At 48.1% G+C, this 26,133-nt stretch carries 22 protein-coding genes and 2 pseudogenes; 18 read left to right on the plus strand and 6 right to left on the minus strand.

Features of this window, described 5'->3' with window-relative positions; translation table 11 throughout:
• Positions 1-26: 26 nt before the first annotated feature.
• From M3661_RS18810 to M3661_RS18825, 4 genes and pseudogenes are all read left to right on the plus strand, one after another.
• A pseudogene (locus tag M3661_RS18810) lies at positions 27-1,497 on the plus strand (catalase).
• A 50-nt stretch (positions 1,498-1,547) separates the two neighbouring features.
• Positions 1,548-1,820 carry a transcriptional repressor gene (locus tag M3661_RS18815; protein WP_065291832.1) on the plus strand — a complete coding sequence of 91 codons (273 nt, stop codon included), beginning with the start codon at positions 1,548-1,550 and terminating at the stop codon, positions 1,818-1,820.
• A gap of 268 nt (positions 1,821-2,088) precedes the next feature.
• The gene (locus tag M3661_RS18820; RefSeq protein ID WP_065291833.1) at positions 2,089-2,763 is read left to right on the plus strand and encodes a serine/threonine-protein kinase; all 675 of its coding nucleotides are present in this window, start codon (positions 2,089-2,091) and stop codon (positions 2,761-2,763) included.
• Between the two features lie 160 nt (positions 2,764-2,923).
• Positions 2,924-4,111 (plus strand): trans-sulfuration enzyme family protein, encoded by a 1,188-nt coding sequence (locus M3661_RS18825; RefSeq protein WP_065291834.1) that lies wholly within the window; start codon positions 2,924-2,926, stop codon positions 4,109-4,111.
• 78 nt (positions 4,112-4,189) lie between these two features.
• Here M3661_RS18825 and M3661_RS18830 read toward each other — a convergent pair whose 3' ends face one another.
• On the minus strand, positions 4,190-4,627 hold the full coding sequence (locus M3661_RS18830) for a hypothetical protein (protein ID WP_065291835.1): 438 nt from the start codon (positions 4,625-4,627) through the stop codon (positions 4,190-4,192).
• Positions 4,628-5,024: 397 nt separating this feature from the next.
• Here M3661_RS18830 and M3661_RS18835 point away from each other — a divergent pair, with 397 nt between their 5' ends.
• The 5 genes from M3661_RS18835 (at position 5,025) to wsfD (ending at position 10,673) form a co-directional block, all read left to right on the plus strand.
• Complete coding sequence (locus M3661_RS18835) at positions 5,025-6,215, plus strand: anhydro-N-acetylmuramic acid kinase (protein ID WP_251487531.1); 1,191 nt, start codon at positions 5,025-5,027, stop codon at positions 6,213-6,215.
• 105 nt (positions 6,216-6,320) lie between these two features.
• Positions 6,321-7,418 carry a serine hydrolase domain-containing protein gene (locus tag M3661_RS18840; protein WP_251487534.1) on the plus strand — a complete coding sequence of 366 codons (1,098 nt, stop codon included), beginning with the start codon at positions 6,321-6,323 and terminating at the stop codon, positions 7,416-7,418.
• A gap of 225 nt (positions 7,419-7,643) precedes the next feature.
• Positions 7,644-8,660, plus strand: a complete 1,017-nt coding sequence (locus tag M3661_RS18845; RefSeq protein ID WP_021255317.1) for a glycosyltransferase family 2 protein — start codon at positions 7,644-7,646, stop codon at positions 8,658-8,660.
• Positions 8,657-9,184, plus strand: coding sequence for a GtrA family protein (locus M3661_RS18850; protein WP_142546296.1), 528 nt, complete (start codon positions 8,657-8,659; stop codon positions 9,182-9,184). The genes M3661_RS18845 and M3661_RS18850 overlap by 4 nt, the downstream gene beginning before the upstream one ends.
• A gap of 67 nt (positions 9,185-9,251) precedes the next feature.
• Positions 9,252-10,673 carry a glycan biosynthesis hexose transferase WsfD gene (gene wsfD, locus M3661_RS18855; RefSeq protein WP_251487537.1) on the plus strand — a complete coding sequence of 474 codons (1,422 nt, stop codon included), beginning with the start codon at positions 9,252-9,254 and terminating at the stop codon, positions 10,671-10,673.
• A 125-nt stretch (positions 10,674-10,798) separates the two neighbouring features.
• Here the strand turns inward: wsfD and M3661_RS18860 are convergent, their stop codons facing one another.
• The 4 genes from M3661_RS18860 to M3661_RS18875 all read right to left on the minus strand — a co-directional run bounded on the left by M3661_RS18860 (position 10,799) and on the right by M3661_RS18875 (position 14,903).
• Entirely contained in the window at positions 10,799-11,224 is a 426-nt protein-coding gene (locus tag M3661_RS18860) for a MarR family winged helix-turn-helix transcriptional regulator (protein WP_028532002.1), read from the minus strand.
• A 165-nt stretch (positions 11,225-11,389) separates the two neighbouring features.
• Positions 11,390-12,619: a macrolide family glycosyltransferase gene (locus tag M3661_RS18865; RefSeq protein ID WP_251487539.1), complete on the minus strand. Its 1,230-nt coding sequence runs from the start codon at positions 12,617-12,619 to the stop codon at positions 11,390-11,392.
• Between the two features lie 24 nt (positions 12,620-12,643).
• A complete protein-coding gene (locus M3661_RS18870; RefSeq protein WP_251487541.1) occupies positions 12,644-14,092 on the minus strand; it encodes an MFS transporter in 1,449 nt (482 codons plus the stop codon).
• A gap of 163 nt (positions 14,093-14,255) precedes the next feature.
• A complete protein-coding gene (locus M3661_RS18875; protein ID WP_251487544.1) occupies positions 14,256-14,903 on the minus strand; it encodes a hypothetical protein in 648 nt (215 codons plus the stop codon).
• A 249-nt stretch (positions 14,904-15,152) separates the two neighbouring features.
• Here M3661_RS18875 and M3661_RS18880 point away from each other — a divergent pair, with 249 nt between their 5' ends.
• The 3 genes from M3661_RS18880 to M3661_RS18890 all read left to right on the plus strand — a co-directional run bounded on the left by M3661_RS18880 (position 15,153) and on the right by M3661_RS18890 (position 17,752).
• The gene (locus M3661_RS18880; RefSeq protein WP_021255310.1) at positions 15,153-15,725 is read left to right on the plus strand and encodes a hypothetical protein; all 573 of its coding nucleotides are present in this window, start codon (positions 15,153-15,155) and stop codon (positions 15,723-15,725) included.
• Positions 15,726-15,816: 91 nt separating this feature from the next.
• Positions 15,817-16,272, plus strand: coding sequence for a MarR family winged helix-turn-helix transcriptional regulator (locus tag M3661_RS18885; RefSeq protein WP_051614034.1), 456 nt, complete (start codon positions 15,817-15,819; stop codon positions 16,270-16,272).
• A gap of 73 nt (positions 16,273-16,345) precedes the next feature.
• Positions 16,346-17,752 (plus strand): L-cystine transporter, encoded by a 1,407-nt coding sequence (locus M3661_RS18890; protein WP_251487547.1) that lies wholly within the window; start codon positions 16,346-16,348, stop codon positions 17,750-17,752.
• Positions 17,753-17,849: 97 nt separating this feature from the next.
• Here M3661_RS18890 and M3661_RS18895 read toward each other — a convergent pair whose 3' ends face one another.
• The gene (locus tag M3661_RS18895; RefSeq protein WP_083189240.1) at positions 17,850-18,011 is read right to left on the minus strand and encodes a DUF1328 domain-containing protein; all 162 of its coding nucleotides are present in this window, start codon (positions 18,009-18,011) and stop codon (positions 17,850-17,852) included.
• Positions 18,012-18,234: 223 nt separating this feature from the next.
• Between M3661_RS18895 and M3661_RS18900 the strand changes: the two genes are divergently transcribed.
• From M3661_RS18900 to M3661_RS18925, 6 genes and pseudogenes are all read left to right on the plus strand, one after another.
• Complete coding sequence (locus M3661_RS18900; protein WP_251487550.1) at positions 18,235-18,831, plus strand: DUF948 domain-containing protein; 597 nt, start codon at positions 18,235-18,237, stop codon at positions 18,829-18,831.
• Between the two features lie 175 nt (positions 18,832-19,006).
• Positions 19,007-20,149: a SpoIIE family protein phosphatase gene (locus M3661_RS18905; RefSeq protein ID WP_251487612.1), complete on the plus strand. Its 1,143-nt coding sequence runs from the start codon at positions 19,007-19,009 to the stop codon at positions 20,147-20,149.
• Between the two features lie 20 nt (positions 20,150-20,169).
• A complete protein-coding gene (locus M3661_RS18910) occupies positions 20,170-23,556 on the plus strand; it encodes a response regulator (protein WP_251487553.1) in 3,387 nt (1,128 codons plus the stop codon).
• Positions 23,557-23,604: 48 nt separating this feature from the next.
• Positions 23,605-24,471 (plus strand): CheR family methyltransferase, encoded by an 867-nt coding sequence (locus M3661_RS18915; RefSeq protein WP_065291846.1) that lies wholly within the window; start codon positions 23,605-23,607, stop codon positions 24,469-24,471.
• A gap of 11 nt (positions 24,472-24,482) precedes the next feature.
• A pseudogene (locus M3661_RS18920) lies at positions 24,483-25,673 on the plus strand (response regulator); the annotation flags it as partial.
• A 117-nt stretch (positions 25,674-25,790) separates the two neighbouring features.
• Positions 25,791-26,111 carry an STAS domain-containing protein gene (locus M3661_RS18925; RefSeq protein WP_397376533.1) on the plus strand — a complete coding sequence of 107 codons (321 nt, stop codon included), beginning with the start codon at positions 25,791-25,793 and terminating at the stop codon, positions 26,109-26,111.
• The last annotated feature ends 22 nt before the right edge of the window (positions 26,112-26,133 follow it).

Genomic DNA, 26,133 nt, shown 5'->3' on the forward strand with positions numbered 1-26,133 from the left:
AATAAAAACATGCGGAGGCGATATTATTGAGTAACCCGACGAAATTGACAACGAATCAAGGCGCCCCAGTAGCTGATAATCAAAACTCGAAAACAGCTGGACAGCGCGGTCCAGTGTTGTTGGAGGATTACCATCTCATTGAGAAGCTTGCGCATTTCGATCGAGAACGTATTCCTGAGCGTGTCGTCCATGCTCGCGGTGCAGGGGCGTTCGGTGTGTTTCGTCCGTATCAAAGGCATGTCTAAATATACAAAGGCAGCCTTCTTGCAGGATCCTTCCATTGAAACGAAGGTATTCGTGCGTTTCTCTACGGTCATCCATGGAGGGACATCTCCTGAGACGCTTCGCGATCCACGCGGATTCGCTGTGAAGTTCTATACAACCGAAGGCAATTATGACTTAGTAGGCAATAACCTGCCTGTGTTCTTTATTCGGGATGCGATTAAGTTCCCGGATATGGTGCACTCGCTGAAGCCGGCTCCACATACGAATATCCAAACACCAGATCATTACTGGGACTTCATGTCGCTGTCTCCTGAATCGACCAATATGTTGACATGGTTATTCTCAGACCTGGGTATCCCGGCGAATTATCGAGAAATGGACGGATTTAGCGTACACGCCTTCAAATGGGTGAATGATGAAGGCAAGGTTGTTTATGTGAAATATACATGGAAATCACTTCAAGGTGTGCGCAGCCTGACTGCAGAAGAAGCGGAGCATATTCAAGCGAAGGATTTCAACCACGCTACTCGTGACCTATATGAATCGATCGAAGCAGAAGACTTCCCAGAATGGGACTTGTATGTGCAAATGATGGAGCCATCTCAAGGGGATGATTTTGATTTCGATCCGCTTGATCCTACGAAGGTATGGCCGGAAGAGCTAGTGCCGATGATGAAGGTAGGACGGATGACGTTGAACGAGAACCCGGCGAACTTCTTCGCGAGCGTAGAACAGTCTGCCTTCTCGCCAAGCGTACTGGTACCTGGCATTGAGCCATCGGAAGATAAGCTGCTGCAAGGCCGCTTGTTCTCGTATCCGGATACACAGCGCCACCGTCTAGGGCCAAATTATTTGCAAATACCAGTCAATTGCCCGTTTGCCCAAGTTCGGAACCATCAGCGCGATGGAGCCATGAATGTGAATCAGGATCCGTCTCCAATTAACTATGAACCGAACAGTCATCCCGGCGCATATGTTGAAGCAGGAGGGCAGTTCGCAGAGAGCGAAATGCTCCTCGACGGCACGACGATGCGGCGTACGATTAGCAAGACGAATGACTTCGGGCAGGCTGGCGATAAGTATCGCAGCTTAACCCCAGAGGAGCAATCGCGATTGATTGCGAACTTGGTGAACGACCTCAAGCAGGTTAGACCTGAGGTTCAAATGCGCGCATTGTGCAACTTCTTCCGTGCCGATGCGGGCTATGGTGCCCGAATTGCGGCTGGCCTTGGGATTGACGTAAGTGCGCACACGAAGCATATGAACTCATAACATGCTCTTAAGTAACGATGAAAACAACGATAAGAAAGGCAGGGACCCCCATGAATCGCAATTCGATGATCTCATTCGTACAATCTGACAGTAAGCGAGAACCCGTACATTTAACACAGCAGAGAGAAGCGGTCTTATCGTTCGTTAATCAAGCCGAGTCCCCCGCAACCGCGATTGAAATTTATCTTGGAATGCGTGCGACCACGAAGCGCATTTCACTCTCTACGGTATATTGCAGCTTGAAATATTTTGTTAAGAACGGTATCGTGCGTGAACTGAATGAAGATCACACCTCGAAGCGGTATGAATGCATTGCCAAATAAGTACTTGAATCCTTGATGGATCTCATCATTTACATGAGGAAGGATAGAGGCTCAGATTATATCTGAGTCCCTATCCTTTTTTGCGTGACCATACCCTGATGTATTCCTTGGCTGCTCCCAATTAGATTGCAAAAAGAGGCTCTCATTTTTTGGATCTGGGGCATCTGATGATAGCGCTCGAAGACCGGCGATATGGTATATTAAGGGGAGAAATGCGTTTCGCTTGGGTTGCCACATGGTCAATGATTAGAAGGAGAAATGGGTATTGATGCTTAATCCAGAGCAGCTTCAGTCGCTAATAGAGCAGATTGAGCTTGTTCTGCTGCCTGCAGCAGACATTCGCAGTCTGAATGGGGACGACCCCGTTCAAGTGTCCAATATACCGGTGGATTGGGAGGTTATTGGCGCAGGGAATTATGCAGTCGTCTTCAGCCATAAGCAATATGCCTCTGTTGCGATAAAAGTGTATGCAGCAGGTAGGAGGGGCTTGGACGACGAAGCGGAAGTATATCGACGTCTGGGCAAGCATCCTGCCTATTCGGAATGTTATTACGTCGGGCAAGGATATTTGATATTGAAGCGGCTACCCGGGGTAACGCTGTATCACTGCCTCCGGCATGGGGTATCGATACCACAATCGGTATTGGACGATATTGATGAAGCGCTGGAGTATGCATCCGCACGAGGGTTGACCCCAAGAGACATCCATGGCAAAAATGTCACCAATGATTGTGGCAAAGGGTATGTCGTGGATGTATCCGATTTTCTGATCCCGCAGCCTGACCGCATGTGGGGGGACTTCAAGCGAGCATATCGCTTGTTGTACAAACCGCTAGGCTTGAAGTGGGGAGTGCCGGTTCCGGAGTGGCTGCTTGAGCTGCTTCGCAAAAGCTACCAGATTTACCGTAGACGCGCGGCTGCGACGGGCTGCGATAAGAACTGACTATGCGAGCGGGAAGGAAAATACATGGGCAGTAGAAGGTCATAGTACTAGGGGATTCATATTTAGCAATGTCCATACACGGTGTCAGATAGGGCTGGCATGCCGCAGTATGGTGCAATATAAATATAGTCATTATTGCCGCGAAGGGAACGATAAGATCATGTCAACCGAGAGACAAGGCCTGTCTTCAGACAAGAAGTGGGACAAGCAAACAGTAGTCGTGCATGATTGTCACGATGAACGGCATTTCGGCGCAGTTACAATGCCGATGTATCAGAACAGTCTGTTTACCTTTTCATGCCATAAGGAATTTTATGAGGCACTGGATTCTCCGCTAGAGCACCATCTCTACTCGCGCGGCAACAATCCGAGCGTCAATGAATTAGAGCGTCGGTTGGCTCTGCTGGAGGGAGGGGAAGCAGCACGCTGCTTCGCTTCAGGAATGGCGGCGATCTCTGCGGCCATTATGTCAGCAGTGAAGGCCGGTGATCACGTCATCTGTGTGGATCATGTCTATGGGCCAACTCGTGAAATGCTTGGCAATTACCTGCACCGCTTCGGGATTGAGACGACATTCGTGAATGGGGAATCGATTGAGAGTATAGAAGCCGCTGTTCGGCCGAATACTTCAATGTTATATCTCGAGAGCCCGACAAGCATGACGATTCGACTTCAGGATCTGCGTGCATGTGCGGAGCTCGCCAAGCGAATCGGAGCGACAACGATCATTGATAATACGTGGGCGACTCCGATATTCCAGAATCCGCTGGAACTCGGTATTGACTTGGTGGTTCATTCCTTGACGAAATATATTGGCGGACATAGTGATATTATGGCTGGGGTTATTATCGGTTCACATGAACGGCTGCAAGAAATCGGACGCCAAGAATTTCTGTTATACGGCGGAATCATGACGCCGCAGACAGCATGTCTTGCGATGCGCGGACTGCGCACGCTCCCACTGCGTATGGAGCGGCTGCAGCAGAATGGTCTTGCTGTGGCTGCGTATTTGGATGAGCTTCCGTACATTGCGCGAGTGAACCATCCCGGACTGACTACTTATCCGCAGCATGAGTTGGCGAAGCAGCAAATGAGCGGGTACGGGAGTTTGTTCTCCTTCGAGATGGCGCTTCCGCTTGAGCAGGTGCTGACATGGGCAGATCGGCTGCAAATGTTCCGAATCGGGGTCAGCTGGGGTGGCTATGAGAGCTTAGTGCAAGTTGTTCGCCCACTAGCAGGGCAAGAGGGAAAAGAGCTTGTCCTCGTACGGCTGTACGCAGGACTTGAAGATCCTGAACTGCTCATTCAGGATATGCGCCGCTCCTTCGAACAATTGGGATTATCGTAGAATTAGAGGTATATAGGATAAACACAAAAGAACTGGCTGCGCAGATAGACGCGTCCAGTTATTTTTGCGTTGCAGCCATTATTTTTCGATACAGAGGGTAATGCTGAACTCACTCTCCTCATCTTCGATGTAGGCTGCAATCTTGCGCAGCAAGGCAGCGGCCTGTGATCCTGAAGCTGCTAAGTCATATTTGAACTTCATCTCTTCTTGTGATAGTACAACTTGGTGAGAAGCCGGAGAGAAGCTGCCCGATTCATCTCGGAGCGTATAGCTTGCGTTTGCAAGCAGCGACTCGTTGGATGATCGAGGCACAATCGGATTGAACACACTTTTTTTTCCGCACAGATCCTCATAAATTTGCAGCTTCTTCAACCAATTGTAATACATCGAAGAGCTCTTGAACCCGAAGCCTTCTGCCATCTCATGAATACGATTGCTTAGACGCAGCTTCTTTATGGCATCAATTTGTTCGTCTCTCTCAAGGGACTCAATTTCCTGAAGAGAAGGGAAATTCATACAATCAGCTCCTTAGTGTGATAAAAATCTCTTGGATTGATTTGGATAGATTATAATCTGTCAGGATCAGAAATACAATGTGTCAATTGTGTTACGAAGAGCAATTGGTTACATGAGAAATGTACGAGCTGAAGCAGAATGTTTTAATAATTGTTGAAATTACTCTTCAACATGGCTCTTTTCGACTGCGTGAGCCCATCCCTATGAGATTCGTGTGGAATGATAATTCTATTATTATATCATAAATTGAAATAAAATTTCAGAAGCGTATAATAAGATTAGAGGACAAAAATGACATGTTCTCGCAGAAAATAGGGCTTAATGGATTCAGCAGCAATTATTCATGAAGGCGTTTACATATCATGTAGTGAATTGGAGTTTCTAAGGAGGAGAAAGGTTGCGCACACGATCATTAGCTGTAAAATCGGAACATATTATCATCGGACTAATGTCAGGTACTTCACTCGACGGGATTGACGCCGCAGTCGTTTCCATTCAGGGGGCGGGAGTAGAGTCTCGGGCAGATATGATCGCCTTTCATTGCAAGGAATATGATGATGAGCTTCGAGAGCGACTGAAAAGATTGTGTACAAGAGGCGGAACGAGTACAGAAGAAATATGTATCATGAATGCCTATATGGGGGAAATGCTGGCACAGGCGGCGCGCGAGGCGGCAAGCAATGCTGGAATCTCGATGGAGGACGTCGATTTCATCAGCTCCCACGGCCAGACAATCTGGCACCAGCCTGTCGTAGATAAGGCAGATCGATGTGCGGTTCCTTCCACTCTACAAATTGGGGATATCTCAATCATTGCCAAGCATACGGGTGTCCCCGTTATCGGAGATTATCGGCCGGCGGATATGGCAGTTGGCGGACAGGGAGCACCATTAACGCCGTATGCGGACTATCTGTTGCTGCGAGACTCGGAAGTGGGCAGAATTGCGCAGAACATTGGCGGAATTGGCAATTGTACGATTCTTCCTGCTGGCGGGGATCAGAGTACTGTGACCGCCTTCGATACTGGTCCCGGCAATATGCTGATCGATCAAGCCATCTATCAATTATCGGGTGGGGCATATGGGTATGACCGCAATGGGGAATGGGCGTCACGCGGCCAGGTGAATACCAAGCTGCTGGATGAATTGCTTGCACATCCATACTACGCCGAGCCGCCAGTGAAGACGACTGGACGTGAGATGTTCGGTACGGATTATGCGCTGCATTGGATCGAGCATGGCAGAATGCTGGGGCTGTCGGCTGAGGATATCGTTGCGACATTCACCGCATTGACGGCCCGCACGATTGCGGATGCCTATCGGCAGTTTGTATTTCCTCAACACCGCATACGAGATGTTATTGTCAGCGGAGGGGGAGCACGCAATGCAACACTGATGCGCTGGCTTGCGGAAGAGCTGCCGGAACAGAAGGTGACAGCCTCTGATGAGATGGGATTGCCGGGAGATGCGAAGGAAGCGATCGCATTTGCCCTGCTTGCAAATGATTTTATACACGGGGTTCCGAATAATTTGCCTCGTGTTACCGGAGCTGTGCGTCCAACCATTATGGGCAAGCTGGCCATGCCATAATCCAATCCATAGCTATGATTGCTATGAAGTAGATGAGAATTTCTCGGTAATAGGACTTACGATTGCGTTCTAAGATTCATCACAATGCTGTGGGGGGATTGGGCGATGCCGGAAGGTCGTCTTGCTGCGAACAACGCACGGCTTCAGGATGCTTGCGCGCTGATTGATGATGCAATAACGAGCAGAGATATTCCAGGGGCCGTCTCGCTTATTTGGTACGGTGGTCATGCGTTCGAGTATGCTAGGGGCCATGCAGTGGATACAGATATGTATAGGATACCAGTCACGGTTGATACCATATACGATTGTGCTTCCTTGACGAAGGTTGTAGTGACACTTCCGTTACTATTAATGCTTGTTGAATCAAATAAGCTTAACTTGGATGATCCTGTGGTCATGCACATGCCCGAGTTCAGCGGCAATGGAAAAGATTCGATTACGATTCGACAGTTGCTTGCACATACTTCAGGCCTGCCTCCTCATCGGGATTTGTATTCACATGGATGGTCACCTGATGAGATTGCTCGCCATCTGGATCAAATGGAAGTAGAGTATCCGCCGGGTGCAGGCTGTCAGTATAGTTGTCTCGGCTATATTGTGCTCGGCAGACTTATAGAGCGCGTATGCGGAGAATCACTGGCTACAGCGGCGGAACGCATGCTGCTGAAGCCGCTCGGCATGGTGGACAGCAGCTTCAATCCTCCGCAGGAGGCTCGTTCACGAATAGCGGCTACGGAATATGATTCGCGGCTAGAGGAGCATTGCTGGGGAAGGGTCCATGATGAGAATGCAGCTGCGTTGGGCGGCGTCGCCGGAAACGCAGGGCTGTTCGCTTCGGCACGCGATCTGGCGCACTATGCCCGCTTGTGGGTAAACAAGGCTGAGCTGGATGGAGCGGAGGGCAATTTGCTGTCTAACCGCGTCATTCAAGAGGCGCTCCGTTGTCAGACTTCCAATATACCCAATGCAAAGCGAGGACTCGGTTGGGTGCTGCAAGGAGATACCGCTGATTTTGCTGGAACAGGATGGTCAGCCTCCAGCTTCGGTCATACAGGCTTTACGGGTACAAGCATATGGATCGATCCTGAAAGGGATATCGTAGTGGTGCTGCTTACCAATCGCGTGCATTATGGACGGGATAAGAGTATATCAGAACTGCGACGCCAATTTCATGAAGCCGTCCTAGCAGCAATCACAGAATAAAGTTGATTTGTCGGCATGAAACGGAGAATTCACGTCCCTTTATTACGATTTTCGTCTAAAACCGCCTGCTGTTCGCTTTGAGCGATCGGCAGGCGGTTTTGTCTTTCGCTATAATAGATGAGCCAAGTTATCATTTTGGTTATGCATATTTCATGATATAGGATATAATGGAAATCAGCTGTATGTGGAAATATGTCGTATTTTCAATGTAAAAGGGGTACTACGATGACATTACCGATTCTTTATATGGTCATTCCTTGTTATAACGAGGAGGAGGCCTTGCCAATTACGACACCCGTACTCATCGAATTGCTGAAGGGACTCGAACGGGATCAGCTCGTATCAGCCGACAGCCGTATCGTGCTTGTAGATGATGGGAGCCGAGATGGAACGTGGCAGCAGATCGAGAAGGCCCGCGCTGCTCACCCTGTTATTTGCGGATTGAAGCTTGCTCGCAATGCCGGCCATCAGAAGGCGCTGTTAGCCGGACTTATGTACGCGAAGGAGCATGCGGACTGCATCGTGTCGCTAGACGCCGATCTTCAAGACGATACCGGAGCCATTCGAGAATTCGTACGCAAGTTTCATGAGGGATACGAGGTCGTATACGGTGTTCGCAACAGCAGAGCAACAGATACATGGTTCAAGCGCTGGAGTGCTGAATCCTTCTATAAAGTGATGCGCAAGATGGGTATCCCATTGGTATACAACCATGCAGATTATCGCCTTATGAGCCGGAGGGCTGTAGAACACTTGAGCGAATTCCATGAAGTGAACTTGTTCTTGCGAGGAATCGTACCGCTGATCGGATTCCGTTCTACAACAGTTGCCTATGACCGTATGGAGCGTGTTGCAGGTGAATCGAAGTATCCGCTTCGCAAGATGCTGTCTTTTGCATGGGATGGCATTACGTCGTTCAGCATCAAACCTATGCGCTTTGTTACAATGCTTGGCTTCATCAGCCTGGGAGCGAGTATTATTGCCGGAGGCTACACGCTTATTTCCAAGCTGACAGGACATACCGTGTCCGGCTGGGCTTCATTGATGTTCTCGCTATGGTTCATCGGCAGCATTCAGCTGCTGGCGTTAGGTGTGATCGGAGAGTACATCGGGAAGATATATAATGAAGTAAAACGCAGACCACCCTATATTGTGGAGACGGTGCTGTCTGACGCATACGTGGCACAGAATGAGGCGCAGCCTTCCTGGCCGGGTGCCCAGCGTGCAGAGGTGAACCGATGAGCCGTGAGCAAGCGGCTAGGAAGGGCTGGCTGGGATTGTTCAGCCGCTATGCGGTTGTCGGCGTGATTAACACATGCATTGGACTTGGGCTTATTTATGCACTGATGCACCTTGCTGGATGGGATCACTTCGCATCGACATTTGTCGGGAACACCATAGGGGTGCTGTGCAGTTATGTGCTCAATCGCCGCTTTACGTTCCAATACGAGGGGGCGCAGCTCAGCAGCTTCATTCGGTTCCTTGTTATTTCCTTGCTCTGCTATGCAGCAGCCTACGTGCTGCTTCATCCTGCATTCTCGGCGCTGGTTACGGGGCTGCTAGGCTCGCTGCCGCAATCATGGCAGCAATCGCTGATTGTGTTATGCGAAGCGGGTGCTTACACCGTAACTTCGTTTGTGCTCCATCGACTGATTACCTTCGCCGCACCATCGTCAGCATCTGAGCCTTCATCCCGTGCGGCGCGAGCGAGCGACGGACAACTCGGAGAGGACTATGACAACTACCGCAGTGCTGAACGCCAATAAATGAAATGAGGCGCTTCCCCCTCTCGGGGAAGTGCTATTCTTTTTAGTTAGGAGAGTGATTCTTGGCATGAAACGAAAAGATTGGGTATCTTGGGGTTCCGTTCTAATCGGTGCTATCATTTTAACATGCATTTTGTTTACTTCGCCTTATATCGGAGTAGCAGATAACGGAGACTTTGATCGTATCGTGCGGAGCGGGGGGATATCGCCGCTTAATGACACGTTTACATATGAGGACAAATATTTCGGATTTAGTCATTCCAAATATGATTACGGCCCATTTGCCGTCAATTATGCGTCTTCGCAGGTGTTGTTTGTCTTCATTGCAGGGCTGCTTGGACGGGTGCTCAATCCATCCTATTTCCCGATGCAGGCAATGGGCATTGTATATTCATTGCTGCTATTAAGCACACTGTTTGTCATTGTCCGCTACGCTTGTGCAGGCAAGCGGTGGCTGCAAATCACAGCAGCGCTCTGTGTACTGTTCATGTTTTTCGATATTGGATATGTCGGTTATTTTCATTCCTTTTTCGGTGAGTCGGTTTCCCTGCTGTTTCTATTGTTGTCCACGGCGATTGCGGTTACTTTGGCAAGGCAGCAGCATCCTTCACTCACTTGGCTAGTCCTATTGTTTGTCTGCGCGTTTATATTGGCAGCCTCCAAGATTCAAAATGCGCCGGTTGGCTTGGTGTTTGCTTTATATGGGCTTCGATTGTACAAAAAGCGGCCGGATCGAGCTTGGAAGCGGGTGATAGCTGGGGGAGCAGCCTTCATGATCGCGACAACAGCGCTCATCTATGTGTTCGCGCCTAAAGAGCTGAAGCAAATCAATTTGTATCAGACGATCTTCTTCGGAATTTTAAAAGATTCTCCGCATGTGTCAGAGGACTTGGATGCACTAGGCATCCCTCAGAAATATGCGGTTCTCGCTGGAACGAACTATTTTCAATCCGATGTCCCGATTAAGCAGGATGCGCCTGAGCTTACGGAACATGTTTACTCCAGACTTGGACATATGGACATTGTTGGCTACTACTTGCGTCATCCAGTTCGGATCATTGACAAACTTGAGGCTGCCGCTTCGCAGGCGACATTCATTCGTCCTTATTACCTAGGGAGCTATGAGAAGGAATTGGGTGAGCCACGCGGTGCATTATCGTATACCTACAGTACTTGGAGTGAGGGCAAGAAGAAACTAATTCCGAAGAACTTTACCTTTTTCTTCATCTTCTTTGTACTATACATTGGCATCGTGCTGAAGGAGTATATTCGGAATAAATATAAGCGTCAGATGCTGGATGTCACGCTCATCGTAGCCTTAATAGCGATTATCTCCGTCGCAGTGCCACTTGTCGGCGATGGGGAAGCCGATTTGGGCAAGCATCTATTCCTGTTCAATGTGAGCTTCGATATTATGATCGTATTTACGGTCATTTGGATCGTGTCACAGGTGCGCCGGATATTCGACCGTTCGCCGGAGTTGGAATAGCGGGCGAAATACAGCTATGATATAGCTGCGCATATGGGAAATCCCCTCGGGCCGCAGCTGCACATCGTAAGATATCGATGATGCAGCTACGGAACTCCGAGGGGATTTTTATACTGCCTAATCTGTTATAGATCCTTAACATTGTTATGCATAATGGACAAGATTCTGCGGAACGTTTCCACTTCTTCCTCTGTTAATCCTTCAATCGTTTTCTGGTAAGCTTCAATGGATGGAGCAAGTATGTCTTCTTTGATTTCTCGGCCTTTGACAGTCAAGTATACACGAAGTGATCTGCGATCCGATTCATGCGTTACTCGATAGATAAAGCCTTTTTTCTCGAGCTTGAACAGCATGCGAGCTACATTCGTCTGGTCTTTATGCAGCCGCTCAGCGAGTTCCTTCTGTGTGATTCCTTCCTGCTCCCACAACACCACTAAGATTTCCCATTGGTCGACAGTGATGTCGAAAGGATTTACAACCTTCTGATAATAATTCGTAAGCTTCAAATCTGCCCGATGAACAATGACTCCGATATACTTTTCTAATTCCAAATGCGGACCCCCAGATTCATTCACATCGTTATTATAGTTGTTCAAATACGCATGCTTTGAACAGCCCCTATCGTTGTTATGACCATTATAGGTAAGGACAAATAACGTGTCAATGAAGCGGGACAGTTATCGATTGAGCGACGAATCCGGGTTACTTCCGTGTCCTCAAGGCTGTGCTGCTGCCTTCCCAACAACGCTCATGACGATCTCGGCAGCCCGTTCATATCCTCCTGCTTCGCGAAGAGACTTGCCGATGGCATGGGCTTGCTGCTTATAGGAAGGGGTATGCAGCACTTCGAGTAGTGCGCTCCGCAGCACTTCTGGCGTGAGACCTTGATGATCCACGATAACTCCAGCTCCCCGGTTCTTCACTTGCATTGCAACCATAGGCTGATCGGACGTTAATGGGATCATGACGAGCGGCACATCGTAGTATAAGGCTTCACTTGTGCTGTTCATGCCGGCATGTGTAATGAAGACATCCACTTGCTGCAGCACTTCCAATTGCGGCAAGTAGGGTTTAATAATGAAATTGTCTGGAATCAAGTCAGCAAGCGGCTCCATATTTGTCTCTTTGCCACAGGCTAAAATGAATGTAATGGTTTCATTGCGAAAAGCCTCAAAGCATAGCTTGTAAAATTCAATGTTGTTGTTCAAAATGCTGCCTAACGAGATATAGACGGTATGTGCATGAGGAAGCTGGCTTCGATCCAATGTAAAGGTTGGGGCATCCATGCGCGGTACGATGGATGAGCCAGTGAACACATAGCTGTCGTCCAGCAATTCTGCATTTGGCTGCAAATCACGGCTGAGATGCACGACCTTCAGCTCTCCATATGCGTTGAAAATATCAGACATGTCAGGGGCGGATAGTTGATAGCGATCCGCTAATTGCCTTGCGATCTCCATCGAGGAATCATAGATTGTCTGAATTTCCTGCTCCTCCTGCTCGGTCATCAGTTGTTCTGCTCCGAGCGGTTTCACGAATACGAACGAAGTGATGGAGCATACAGCAGGGATGCCAAGACGCTCTGCTATCATTTGTCCGCCCCAGCCGCCTAATAAGTAATCATAAATCAAATAGTCGTAAGAGCCCTGCTCAGTGAGAGCAAGAACCTCTGGAATGATAGGTTCAATCATGCCGCGCAGGATGAAATGAATAAATTGGTAATGATGCTTGTAAATTTTCGGCTTCAATATCGGATCATCCGCAAATGATCCCCGAGCGTACGTGTAAGTAATGACCTTTGCACCTGTGGCTTCAATCCGTTTGCGATATTCCTCGGTGCACACATAAGTGACTTCCTCGCCACACTTTACAAGCTGCTGAACCAAACCCAACGATGGATTCACATGTCCTTCAGCAGGAGTAATGACAACCAATGCACGTGCCAAATCGTCCACCTCCAAAAATGGATACTACATTGATGAATGTGACTGTACAATACTGCGGGCTTTCATCGTAATGCGGAAAGACGTAACGAAACTGAGAACAACGAAGCAGAGTTGTAGAACCAATGCCATCATGACACCCGTGAAGATTCCCAATTGCAGGCTTTCACTTAGAGCTACAAGAGCCCCACTTATCCCTATGCTTATAGCTATGCTGAAAGAATCGATGAATTGGAGTGTGGCGGATACCTCGCCCTCCTTGCCTTCCTCAGCCAGTTGCAAAGCAACTGCCCCAATTGTTGGGGTAGCTAGCCCGACCCCGAATCCGGTAATGACCTGCGAGATCAAGGCGAGAGCAACGCCGCCGCCTGACAGTGCAATGGAAGTGAGCACAAGCGAGACACCCACAATCATGATGCATAAGCCAACTCGGATTCTCCTTTGTCGACCTTTGCTTAGGTCGCGCCGGTCAAGGCGAGCTTGCACCCATGCGGCGCCAGACCAACTTAATGCCCCAGCGGCTACGATTAGTCCCGCGAGATCCTCAGTTATTCCTCTTACCTTTGTTAATCCGAGAACGACATAGCTCTCCGTTGCGAAATAGCAGGCGATGTAGAGTGCTCGTGTTACGATGATGGCAGGGAGACCACGCGTTACTGTGAATGTCCCCTGAGGCAGAAGACGACGGAGCGGATGTACCATAATGGCAATCCCAGTTCCGGTGAGTACTACGCCCAACCAATCCGTAATTCGGCCTAACCCAGTCAGAAGCAATCCTGTTCCGATAGCGAGCAGTATCGCATATAACTCTTTGCGTCCGCCTCTGACCTCAGAACTGCTTGATTTCTGTATGCTCCGGAAAGAAGGCAGTGTCATACAGAGTGCGAGTACGATAAGAGGGAGCACGAGCCAAAACACGAATCGCCACGATAAATAGATCGAGATGAGGCCTGCGACATAAGGTCCGATTAATGCAGGAAGAACATAAGCAGCTGAGAAAGCTGCCAATATAGAGGTGCGCAGCGAATCCGGGTATCGAACCGTTACAATGTAATAAACACAGGTGACAAGGGAGCCAGCACCAAAACCCTGCAATGCTCTTCCTGCAATGAGCATATACATATGGAAGGAGAGAGCAGCTATGATGATGCCAATGACAAAGATAGAGAAAGAGACGAGAACGGATGCAATCACGCCATGCCGATCAATTTGTTTGCCGATAACCATGGAACCGATAAGTTGAAATAATAAGAAGGTACTAAAGATCCAGCCGTACAAATGGATGCCTTGCAGACTGTGTGCGAGTGTGGGAGCAATGGTAGTAATGGCGAGACCCTCGAAGGCGACAGTAGATAAAATGAGTATAATGCCGATTGTCAACGCCCGATACGGAACTTGAAAAATTCCGGTGTCTGCAGAACGAATTCCAACACACCTCCGTTCAAAAGTTATAATTGCCTTGACAATAGTAGTCATAGCAACTAATTGGGTGAAAAAGAGACATAACCGTTATGTATGGATGCAATACAATGGTTATGTCTCTTCGTCGTCCTAGATAGTTGTTACGACTATTATATTCACAGCAATTATTTATGTCAATACCTGTAAATTCGAATATTCGCTTAGCAGGAGCTGCAGATTACCATCTGATCCACAGGTTTCCCTTCCAAGTCGGGATATTGGCCCAGCGCTTTCCTTTTGCATCATATTTCACTGTACGCACACTTACCGTCTGCGGCTTCAATTCTCCAACCTTCTTGCCATCAATGGCTTGATAGAGTGGAGTTATTGCTGTTAACTTGACACGCTGGCTTTGTTCTGGATTCAGTATCCATGCTTTGCCTTGATAACTATTGATCTGATACCAGGTAAATCCGGACTCATCAATTTGCTCATTGATAATAGGAAGTGTCTGCGCTGCAAGATTGCCCGTCTGCTTGCCGTTAGGCATGTTATATATGGTTGTATTGGGGCCGACTGCAACGAGTTTGGAGTAGGCATTCGGGTCTTTTATCCACGCTGTTCCCATCCATGTAAACACCCGATACCAAGTCGTATTGTGCTCATCCTTCGATGCTGCTTCAATTGAAATCACCTGAGGCTCCAAGAGGCCTACTTTTTTACCGCTGATCGAATCATAGAGAGTCGTGTTTTGTTCCAGGTCTACGAACTTGGTTTCTGTCGTAACAACTCCAGTTGTATCTGCTGCTTGTGCGGCAAATGCTCCTGTTGCAGCTATCGTACTGAACGTTAAAGTCATAGCCATCACTGCCACTAATTTCTTCATTATTGAATTCTCCTCTCTCATGGTTATACAATGGTATGGTTTACTGCTAAGGTGAACATTCCGATTACTTGTTACTGGATTTGTTGTCAGATACCCACTTTATGTTAGGCCTTCTCGAGGATATTGAAGTTTGCGATGAGGACATGAAGGTATCGTTTATAGGTGACATAAGGAATGTTCCCCCCGCCTTGTTTAGTATGTAACCGGTTTACATGGTAGTGAAACAATATTTTGGAAGGGATGATAAGAGTGAAGACATTGTGGAAATGGCTGCGCCGTGGATTGTTGACGGTCATCGTATTGTTTATTCTGCTTGCTGGAGCGGCGTATTTTTACATTCAACCGACTACGGTATTAGGCTGGCCTCCTCAAGTGGATGTGTCCTTGTCAGAACGTTTGGAGCAAATCGTGCACAATCGTTCTCTTACGATACAATTTAGCGAAGAAGAGATTAATGGACTGGTATCCAAGCATATGCAGGAGACAGAACCTTATCGCTCGTTGAAGGAAAAGTGGAATATTAGTGGGATGAAGACAGAGCTTGCGAACAATGAATTGGAAGCAACGATTCAATTGGAGCCTATCTCTTATGTTCAAGCAGAACTCAAGATTACATTCCAATTGGAGTGGGATGATAGCAGTCAATCGGTACGTGTAGTGCCGACTGATGCCCGCGTGAAGGACATTTCAATCCCTCTCTCATGGCTTTCATTGCAGACGAAGGAATTTTCCCTATCGTCAGAGCTGCCGCATTTGGTTAAAGTAAAAGAAGTGAAGTTCTTAGAGGATGGCTGGAAGTTCCGCTTTGGGTTGAAGCTTTAGTACGGAGTAAGATAAGCCTATTTGCTGCCGATTGCTAGGTTCATGTTAGGGTTGGTAAGTTAGATAGGACGATAGAAAAGGACGTGACAGTTTGCCTAATCGTGAACAACTGCTCCAATTGCAGATGAATTTCCGCTCTATGCTGCGTGGGATGCGCACCCAATGGGATCGGCATTTGGAACTGCATAATCTCAATGTGAATATGACTCAATTTGCTGTACTGAATCTTCTATTTCGCAATGGGGCAATGAAAGTAACAGATGTAGCAAAGGAGCTTCGCTTGACACCGGGAGCCGTGACGGGCATAACCGATAAGCTCACCTTGCTGCAATATGTTACACGCAATCGAGATGCACTTGATCGTCGCATTAATTATTTGGAGCTTACAGAAGCTGGGCATGAGAAGGTCAAGGCGGTAGAAATCCAGCGAGAGATTGTGTTCTCACGCTTCTTCGAAGGTATTCCGGATGAAGAGTTGCTTCATTTCATTCACATCTGTCAGCAAGTCAACCTCAATCTGGATGAAATATCACAAGTTGGGGAGTAATAATAGCATCACATGATGCTGGATGGAATTATGGACATGAGAATGTCCGCGCCTCCTGCGACCAAGGAGTGAAATGACCGTGAGCAACGGTTGGTGGTTGATCGTTCATGCTGTTGTTGTGCTTGGACTCCTCTATATGCTGTATGTCATGCAGAAGAGGCATGTGTCCTTTACGAAGCGGGTATTTGCTGGGCTCGGCTTAGGGATTGTATATGGAGCGATTCTCCAGCAGCTATATGGAGCTGGGCATGATATTGTACGTGTGCTCAACGATTGGGTGTATATCGTGGGTGGTGGCTATGTACGTCTGCTGCATATGGTCGTCATTCCGCTGATTATCGTATCTATCATTTCCGCGATCTTGCATGTGACGACGAGAACGGGTGTTGGCAGGATGAGTGCAGTGATTATAAGCATCCTGATCGCGACGACTGCCGTTGCAGCTGCTGTCGGCATCGCATCTGCGCTGGCCTTCAATTTATCCGCCGTGAATATGGAGGCGGGACAACAAGAGACAGAACGTGGGCAGCACTTGAGTGAACAGGTCGGAGAAGTGCGTGATATGACGATCCCGCAGCAGGTACTGGAGTTCATACCTACGAATCCATTTCTCGATATGACAGAGGGAAGAAGAACTTCTACCATTGCAGTTGTTATTTTCTCTGCCTTTGTTGGAATTGCAGCATTAGGTGTGGCTAGGAAGAAGCCTGAGCATGGGCGCACGTTCACCTCTATCATTGATTCGCTACACGCGGTTGTTATGCGGATGGTGACATTGGTGCTTCGATTGACGCCGTATGGTGTACTTGCGTTGATGATTCGCGTTGTGTCTACGACAGCACCAGCGGAGATATGGAAGTTGGGCCGATTCGTAATTGCTTCTTACGTTGCACTGATTGTCATGTTTATCATTCACCTGCTGCTTCTTGGGTTATCGGGGATATCGCCTGCACGATACGTGAAGCTCGCAACTCCTGCTTTGGTATTTGCCTTTACGTCACGTACAAGTGCAGGTTCTATTCCAATCAATGTGGAGACACAGCGGGATAAACTTGGAGTACCGGAGAGTTTTGCGAATTTTAGTGCGTCGTTCGGCGCTTCAATGGGACAGAATGGATGTGCCGGCATATACCCTGCCATGCTGGCCGTCATGATTGCACCTACTGTGGGAACGAATCCGCTCGATCCATGGTTTATTCTGCAGCTCATAGCGGTTGTTGCGATCAGTTCCTTCGGTGTTGCGGGTGTTGGAGGAGGAGCCACATTTGCTGCACTAATCGTGCTGTCCTCGATGAATTTGCCGGTTGGCTTGGCGGGACTGTTAATTTCTGTAGAGCCCCTAATTGATATGGGGCGCACCGCGCTAAATGTAAATGGATCCATGCTGGCGGGCGTATTATCCTCTCGTTGGCTAAGACAGTGGGACAAGGAAGCATTTTTCCGTGGTGAGAGCCGTTCACCTTCCGAGGAAGAATCTTAGTTGAATATCGATATGAACGGTTAAGCATTACAAAAGGCTCGTCATACGGACGAGCCTTTTTTGTTATTCTTGTATGTTGCATAGAGCGATGTGGCGATTATGACACTCGTTTTCCCGTCACAAGGGAGATGATGAACAGAACGAGGAAGATAAAGAACAGTACTTTGGCGATGGATGCTGCTGCTGCGACGATCCCAAAAAAACCAAACACTCCTGCAATTACAGCGATTACTAAAAATATTGCTGACCATGTAAGCATAAGCAGTTCCTCCTTGATAGAATGCTACGAAAATAGGTTTGGGCCGAGTAGCTTGTCTATGCTGCTCGATTGTCGTGGCTTGCATGATGATTACCACAGCTGGAGGAGAGCTAAACAATTGGGTATTTTTGTTTCACAGTTCTGCTTTCAGGGTATTTATTCATAATTGGTATACGGAAAAATGTGTTATGCTTGGGAATGCGGAGAAAGGCGGTATTCATCTATGTTATTGGAAATTAGTGCATTACTTGCAGCAGCAGCGTTCGCGGTGCTGGTATTCTATCTGATTCAAACACTGCTGTCAGCCAAGCGCTCTCTGGAGCGGGCTGCCGATACGCTTGAGCAAGTACAGCAGACCGTGAATTTATTGAGTGGCGACTTGCAAGGTGTCGCCAAAAATGCGAATGAACTCTCTCTAGAGCTGTCTGAGCAATTAAAGAAGATGGAGCCAGTGATGGACTCTGTTCAACATGCCGGTGAAGCCTTGAACGAGATCTCAATCGCTGCGAAGCAGGTATCAGTAGGACTGGTTAAGGGGGTACGTCGAGCCGCAGGGCGATTTGAACGTAAGCCCACCCCTGATAGACGAGTGTCTAAGGAGCATCAGGCAGCAGCGTCTGCACCTGTATCAGCACCGCTGCAGGCGGATACTGCTGTGATAACACAGGAGCCACTGGGTGAAGCCGAGCATAAGCAAGAACGTGAACAATCACCGCAGGGACAAGGCCATTCCCATTCCACAGCTAGCCAACAGCAGGATTGGAAGGAATGGGTCGATATTGGGACGAAGCTGTGGCAATTGTGGAGACAGCGCGCATAGTGCGGGAGAGTCGGTTAACAGTTTGGTTAACCGGCTCTCGTTTTTTTTCACAGGCAAGTAACAAAAAGAGATGATCTTCTTTGGCCTTTTCCGGTATAGTGGTAGTTGGGAATTATGGGGGGCTATGTCGAAAAGGCACGAACTATATCATAATCGATGAGGGGAGGAGAGTATGATGAACGTTCTCGTCGTTGATGACAATCCGACGAATGTCATGCTCATTCGGGAAATCCTTCGTAAAGCTGGCTATGACGGAGTGCAGACTGCTTCGTCAGCCCATGAGATGTATCAAGTTCTTGGGATGGATGGGCCTCTTGGGCCTATGTATGTACCGGATATTGATCTTATTTTATTGGATATGATGATGCCGGAGATTGATGGACTGGAAGCTTGCAGCACGATCCAACAATACTCTGAGCTTCGGGATATTCCAATTATTATCGTAACGGCGATTGGGGATTCCAATATGCTCGCAGAGGCATTGGATGCGGGTGCGGTTGATTACGTCACGAAGCCGATTAACCGGGTGGAGCTGCTGGCTCGAATTCGGCTAGCGCTGCGCTTGAAGCGGGAGAAGGATTGGCATAAGGAACGTGATCGCCATATTCGCGATGAATTAAGCTTGGCCGCGAAGGTGCAGAGCTCTGTGTTGACAGAGCCTTATCAAGATGAACATATTACGATCAACGCACTATATCAGCCTTCTGAGGAGCTGGCGGGGGATCTGTATGCTTGGTTCCCGCTGGGCCAAGGCAGATATGGAATTATCATAATCGATGTTATGGGACATGGCGTATCCTCTGCGCTGCTGTGTATGTTCATTGCTTCCGTTCTTCGGGACGCTGTCATGCAGATCGAACAGCCGGATCTTGTGCTTAAGCGATTGAATACGAAATTCCATCAGCTTCATATGAACGGGAATTTAATGCTCTATTATATGACGGCATTATATGTGGTTGTTGATACGAACAAGGGATGCATCCAGTATGCGAACGCAGGACACCCTCCTGGCGTTGTCATGATGGAGGGTGGTGAGCTCATAACCTTGGAATCTACCGGATATCCAGTAGGCATGTTCCCAGAGCTTGAAGTAGAGACCAAAGAAGTACAATGCGACTCACGTGCTCGAATTGCAATGTATACGGATGGGTTAATGGAAACGGCGGGCAACAGCGTGGAAGAGGCTATGGAGCGCATTGCCAATATTCTTCGACACGAGAAGACGCTGCAGAGCAGCTCATGGGACGAGCTGTTTGCACCTGGTTCTGATGAGGACAGTGAGGATGACAAGTGTCTGATTTGGGTGGATGTTCATTGATTTAGAAGGAGGAGCAGACAGTGAAGTTACGCACGAAATTAATCGCTGGCTTCGTTCTGTTCATGCTTATCATATCCGGACTTGGCTGGGTGTCTTATGATCGCATGAGCAGCTTGCAGCAGGATCTGGATGAGATTTATTCGGACAGCTTTCGCAAAGTGGAACTTGCCTTTTTGATTCGGGACGACATGGACAATATCGCCAGCGTGCTGGTGACCGATATGCTAAACCCGAATGTTAACGGCGAAGAACTGTTGCAAAAAGGGAAGATTTACCGTGATGATATTGTTAAATCGTTCAGGGAGTTGACGGCACAATATTCAACGGCGCAAGAGAAGAAGCTCATCGAGCTGGCGATACGCGATTGGGACAAGTACGACGAATTCGTCAACAAGTCAGTAGAGCTCGCCACCAAGAATAAATATGAAGAAGCCAACGCATTGCGAAATAAAGAGGGATTGGAATATCAACGCAACTTGAAAAACAGTGTGGCCGATTTGGCCAATCATCATGAGATGTCGATTGACAATCAGGTGCTGGAAGCGAAGAAGCATTACGAGCAGTCGATTACTTTGACGGCCGGTATAATGGTGCTGGGGCTTGTCGTTTCCTGCGCGATTATGTTGTGGGTCATCCCGAGTGTGACACGGAATTTGAATACGATGTCCATCATGATGCGCAGTCTTGCCCGTGGAAGGCTTCGTATTGTACGCAAGCTTGAGCCGCATACGAATGATGAGATTGGAGAAGTCATTCAAGTGTTCAAGCGGATGGCAGAAGACTTGGAAGCACGCAAGAAGAATGAGGAATTGTATCGGAAGGCTCAAGAAGAGCAAGCTTGGATCGATGGAAATGCAGCACGTGTTACAGAGCTTCTGAATGGAGCCGCTACATTGAATCAGGTTGGGCAGATGTTCATTAGCGAGTTCGTGCCGACACTTGGTGGACAATATGGCGCCCTGTATATTCGGAATGAGACGGATCAACCAGATGTATTCGAACTGTTCGGTACTTATGCAGCTACTGACGATTTGAAGGCTGAGCGAACAATGGTTGTTGGGAAAGGCCTGCTCGGTCAATGTGTCGTGGATGAGAAGCCAATCATTATAAGCGACATGAAGGATTGCTCCATTCGAATTGAATCGGGCGTATGTCAATCTCAACCGATTGAGCTTATCTTATTCCCGATTATGTTCGAACGCAGAGTGATTGCGGTGCTAGAGATGGCATCATTGACGAAGATGTCACCTGTACAGCATCGACTGCTCGAAAAGCTCGCACAGAAGCTTGGGGTCATCGTGCATACGATCTCCGGACGCTTGCGTGTGGAGGAATTGCTGCGTGAGTCACAGGCGCTTACCGAAGAACTGCAATGCCAGTCTGAGGAACTGATGACACAACAGGAAGAATTGAAGCGCTCGAACGAGCATCTGGAATCGCACACAGAAGCATTGAAGCGTTCTGAGGAGATGCTCCAGCGTCAACAGGAAGAACTGGAACACTACAATACGGAACTGATCGCGAAGACACGTGCGCTGGAAGAACAGATGCTGGCAACCCAAGAGAAGAACGAAGAGCTCGAAGGGGCGCGAACGATATTGGAACGCCAGACATTGCAGTTGGCCTTGGCTTCGAAGTACAAGTCTGAGTTCCTCGCTAATATGTCTCATGAACTGCGAACTCCGCTTAACAGCCTGCTGGTGCTGTCCCAATTGCTGGCGGAGAATAAGGAAGGGAACTTGGGACATAAGCAGGTCGAGTATGCGCGTACGATTAACATGTCCGGTTCGGATCTGCTTAAAATGATTGATGAAATCTTGGATTTGTCCAAGATCGACGCAGGCAAGATGCAGTTGAATTTTGAAACTGTCTATTTGAGCGAATTGGCCTCCTTTATGAGCGACAGCTTTGAGACAATTGCAGAGCAGAAAGGGCTTGAGTTCAAGGTAGAGATAGATCCAGATCTGCCAAGTTCCTTAGTAACTGATGGGCATCGAGTGAAGCAGGTTGTACGCAATTTGATTGGCAATGCATTTAAATTCACAACGAAGGGCTCAGTAACCCTTCACATTACGAAGGCGAAGCCGGAGCAATTGCCTTCCCCGCTTCAGGAAGCGGATGAGCCTTATTTGGCGATACATGTTGTAGATACCGGGATCGGCATTCCGAAAGATAAACAAGATTTGATCTTCGAAGCGTTCCAGCAGTTGGATGGAACAACTAGCCGAAATTATGGCGGTGCAGGGCTCGGTCTGTCCATCAGCCGAGAGTTGGCAAGACTGCTTGGCGGCAAGCTGCAGTTGGTTAGTCGAGAGAAGGAAGGCAGTACGTTTACCTTCTTCCTGCCGATGAAGGCGGTAGAGCCATCATCGATTCCAGTTAACTCCACCGTTGCTTTGTATGAAAAGGCGATCGCAGAAGCCCAAGCGGCACTAACCGTAGAGGGCGAAGAGGGGCATACATCAGAGGAACGCAGTAAGCTCGTCAAGCCTCATATGCCGCAGGTATCTGCGAACCATGAGGGTATGCCTCTTACTGCTTGGGAAGAAGCGTTGCTCAAGGAAGTCGCTGTTTCTGAAGAAGTGGACGGACATAAGTGGCCATTTGGAGAGAAGAAGCTGCTGATCGTAGAAGATGATGGTCCGCAGCGACAGTCTCTAATTGCCTTAATTGAAGGAGCGGACGTAGCCGTTACCGCGGTCTCAACCGGGACGGAAGCACTCAAGGTACTCGGGGAAGAGAAGTTCGACGGCATGGTGCTGGATTTGCTGCTTCCTGATATGACAGGATTTGAATTAATGGATGAGATTAGTCACCATTCCCGAATCCGTCGTATCCCAATCATTGTATACACTGGCAAACTGCTGGATGCGAAGGAAGAGACAGAACTGAAGAAGCGCGCACAGAGCATCATTATTAAGGATGTGAAGTCTCCTGAACGTCTGCTGCAAGAAACGATGATTCTCTTGAAGCGTTCGGAGGAAGTTCAGCTAAGCGATGAAAAAGAAAACCAGGGACCAAGTGATATGCTGCTGTCAGGCAAGCGGGTACTGCTCGTCGATGATGATGTGCGCAATGTATTTGCGCTATCAAGCGTGCTAGAGCAGTACGATATGAATATCGTGTATGCTGAAAATGGACGCGAAGCACTTGAAGCATTGGATGGGGAAGAGAATTTCGACCTCGTTCTCATGGATATGATGATGCCGGAGATGGATGGCTATGAAGCGATGCGCCGCATTCGCGAACAGCCTCGATTCGAGAAGCTGCCGATCATAGCACTGACGGCGAAGGCGATGAAAGAAGATCGCAATAAGTGCATTGAGGCAGGAGCGTCAGACTATGTCAGCAAGCCATTTCAGACGGAACAGCTGCTTTCATTGATGCGAGTATGGTTATATAAATAACAGGTAAGCAATATGTTGACATGAAGAATGAAGGAGCAAGGATAAGATATGAACGGAAACGGGCTCGGTTTACATGATGAGAGAAGAAGGCCCCAGGATTCGGACCGAGAACGCATTGAGATTGAATTGCTGTTAGAAGGGGTTTATCGAGTCTATGGTTATGATTTCCGGGACTATGCGTATCCTTCGCTCAAACGGCGCATTTGGCATCAAGTGCATGAGGAAAAGGTAGACACGATCTCGGAGCTGCAGGGCCGAGTACTCTATAATCGGGATTGCTTGCAGCGTTTTGTCCGCAGCCTGTCAATCCCCGTTACCGAAATGTTCCGGGATCCCTCCATGTTCTTGGCATTTCGTCAACAGGTCGTCCCTATGCTGCGTACGTATCCGTATATTCGGATATGGCATGCGGGTTGCTCGACAGGAGAGGAAGTATACTCTATGGCGATACTGCTTCATGAGGAAGGACTGTATGAGAAGACCAGGCTGTATGCAACCGATATGAATCCGCTATCGCTGCAGAAAGCCAAAGAAGGCGTATGCCCGATGGACAAAATGCGCACATACACCAAAAATTATTTGGAGGCGGGCGGGACAAGCTCTTTCTCCGAATATTATACGGCTTCTGGAGAGGGCGTTGTCATTCATCCTTACTTGCGTAAAAATGTAATTTTTGCAGAGCATAACCTGGCAACGGATCGATCCTTCAATGAGTTTAACGTCATCCTATGCCGCAATGTAATGATTTATTTTAATGAGCCGCTGCGCAACCGGGTTCATGATCTTTTCTATGAGAGCTTGGCGCCACTAGGTGTGCTTATTGTCGGAGGCAAGGAATCCTTGCATTTTACAGGGAGAGAATCTCAATACGAGGAGATCGATCGTAACGAGAAGATTTATCGTAAAATACGATAGGAGGCACAATTGTGAACACCTTGGAACCAATCAATATTTTGCTCGTTGACGATAGGCGCGAGAATTTACTTGCACTTGAGGCCGTATTGTCCGAGGAAAGCTATCGCTTGGTCAAGGCTACTTCAGGCGAGGAAGCTTTGCGCCACTTAATGAAAGAGGAATTCGCCGTTATTGTGCTGGATGTTCAAATGCCAGGCATGGATGGGATCGAGACGGCCAAATGGATTAAGGCTCGCGAGAAGACGAAGAATATTCCGATAATATTCGTATCGGCGAACTATAAGGAAACCGAGCATTTATTTGCTGGATACTCAGCGGGCGGGGTTGACTATATGGTCAAGCCATTCGTCCCTCATATTTTGAAGTCGAAGATTCATAGCTTCGTTGGTATATTCCTGGCACAGAAGCGGCTGCAGGCGCAGAAGATGCTTCTCCATCAGAAGACGAAGGAACTTGAGCGGATGAATAGTGAGCTGGCAGCTGCTAAGGAAGCAGCGGAGCGCGCGGCACTTGCTAGAACACAGTTTTTAGCAATGATGAGCCATGAGATTCGAACGCCGATGAACGGGGTGCTCGGAATGGTTGATCTGCTGCTCGACACTGAGCTGACAAGTGAGCAATCGAACTATGCGGAGTTGATCCGCAAGAGCGCCGATACACTGATCAGGACGATTAATAATATTCTTGATTTCACCAAGATGGAATCAGGCAAGCTGGAATTAGAAGAATTTCCGTTCGATACGAACTCGCTCATTACAGAGGTTTATGAGCTGTTCATGGTCGAGGCGAATAAGCGGGATCTGACCTTGTCGTATTCAATGGATGAGGATGTGCCATCGTTATTGTATGGAGATATGCTGCGCGTCAGGCAGATCCTTATTAATCTCGTAGGAAATGCAGTCAAATTTACGAATCGTGGGAATGTCAGCATTTATGTGTCCATCATCGAAACGAAGCGCACGGGGGAAGGCAATAAGTTCCATGTCCGGTTCGATGTACGGGATACAGGAATCGGTATTCCAGTCGATAAGATGGAAGGGCTGTTCCAGCCATTCGCACAGCTTGACTCTTCTATGAACCGCAAGTATGGCGGAAGTGGATTGGGGCTTGCCATTTGCAAGTCGCTTGTCCAATTGATGGACGGGGATATTCGTGCCATACCGGTACCAGAAGGGGCCCTATTTACATTTGACGTATGGTTGAAGGAATGTGGCGAGTAGCCGTCGCATTCTTTTCCCATTGTTTCGATTTAGATGAAGAAGGTTATTTACCAATAAAGTACATTTAACAAGTTAACCTATGTATAGGAGAGGAACATGATGAACGGAAAAAAGTTTGCAGTTAAGACGGTACAGCAAGAGGGGCAAGTAATTGTCCAGACTTGTGGAGACTTGGATTTGGCAGCAGCGAAAGAGTTTCGTTCCACGATGGAACCGATTGTGAACGATGCGAACACAGAGCTTACCTTAGATATGAAAGAGCTGACGTATATTGATAGCACAGGGATTGGAATCTTGATTTCGATATTGAAGATGCGTCATGAGCAGAAGTCAGCTTTCCGTATTGTAAATGTACCGACACATGTCCAAAAACTATTTGATATGACAGGTATTTCGAAATTTCTGACCCCACAAGCCTAACAAATGAACGATGAAAGGGACT

This window comes from Paenibacillus sp. MER 180, from assembly GCF_023713665.1.
Taxonomy (GTDB): Bacteria; Bacillota; Bacilli; order Paenibacillales; family Paenibacillaceae; genus Paenibacillus_B; species Paenibacillus_B suaedae.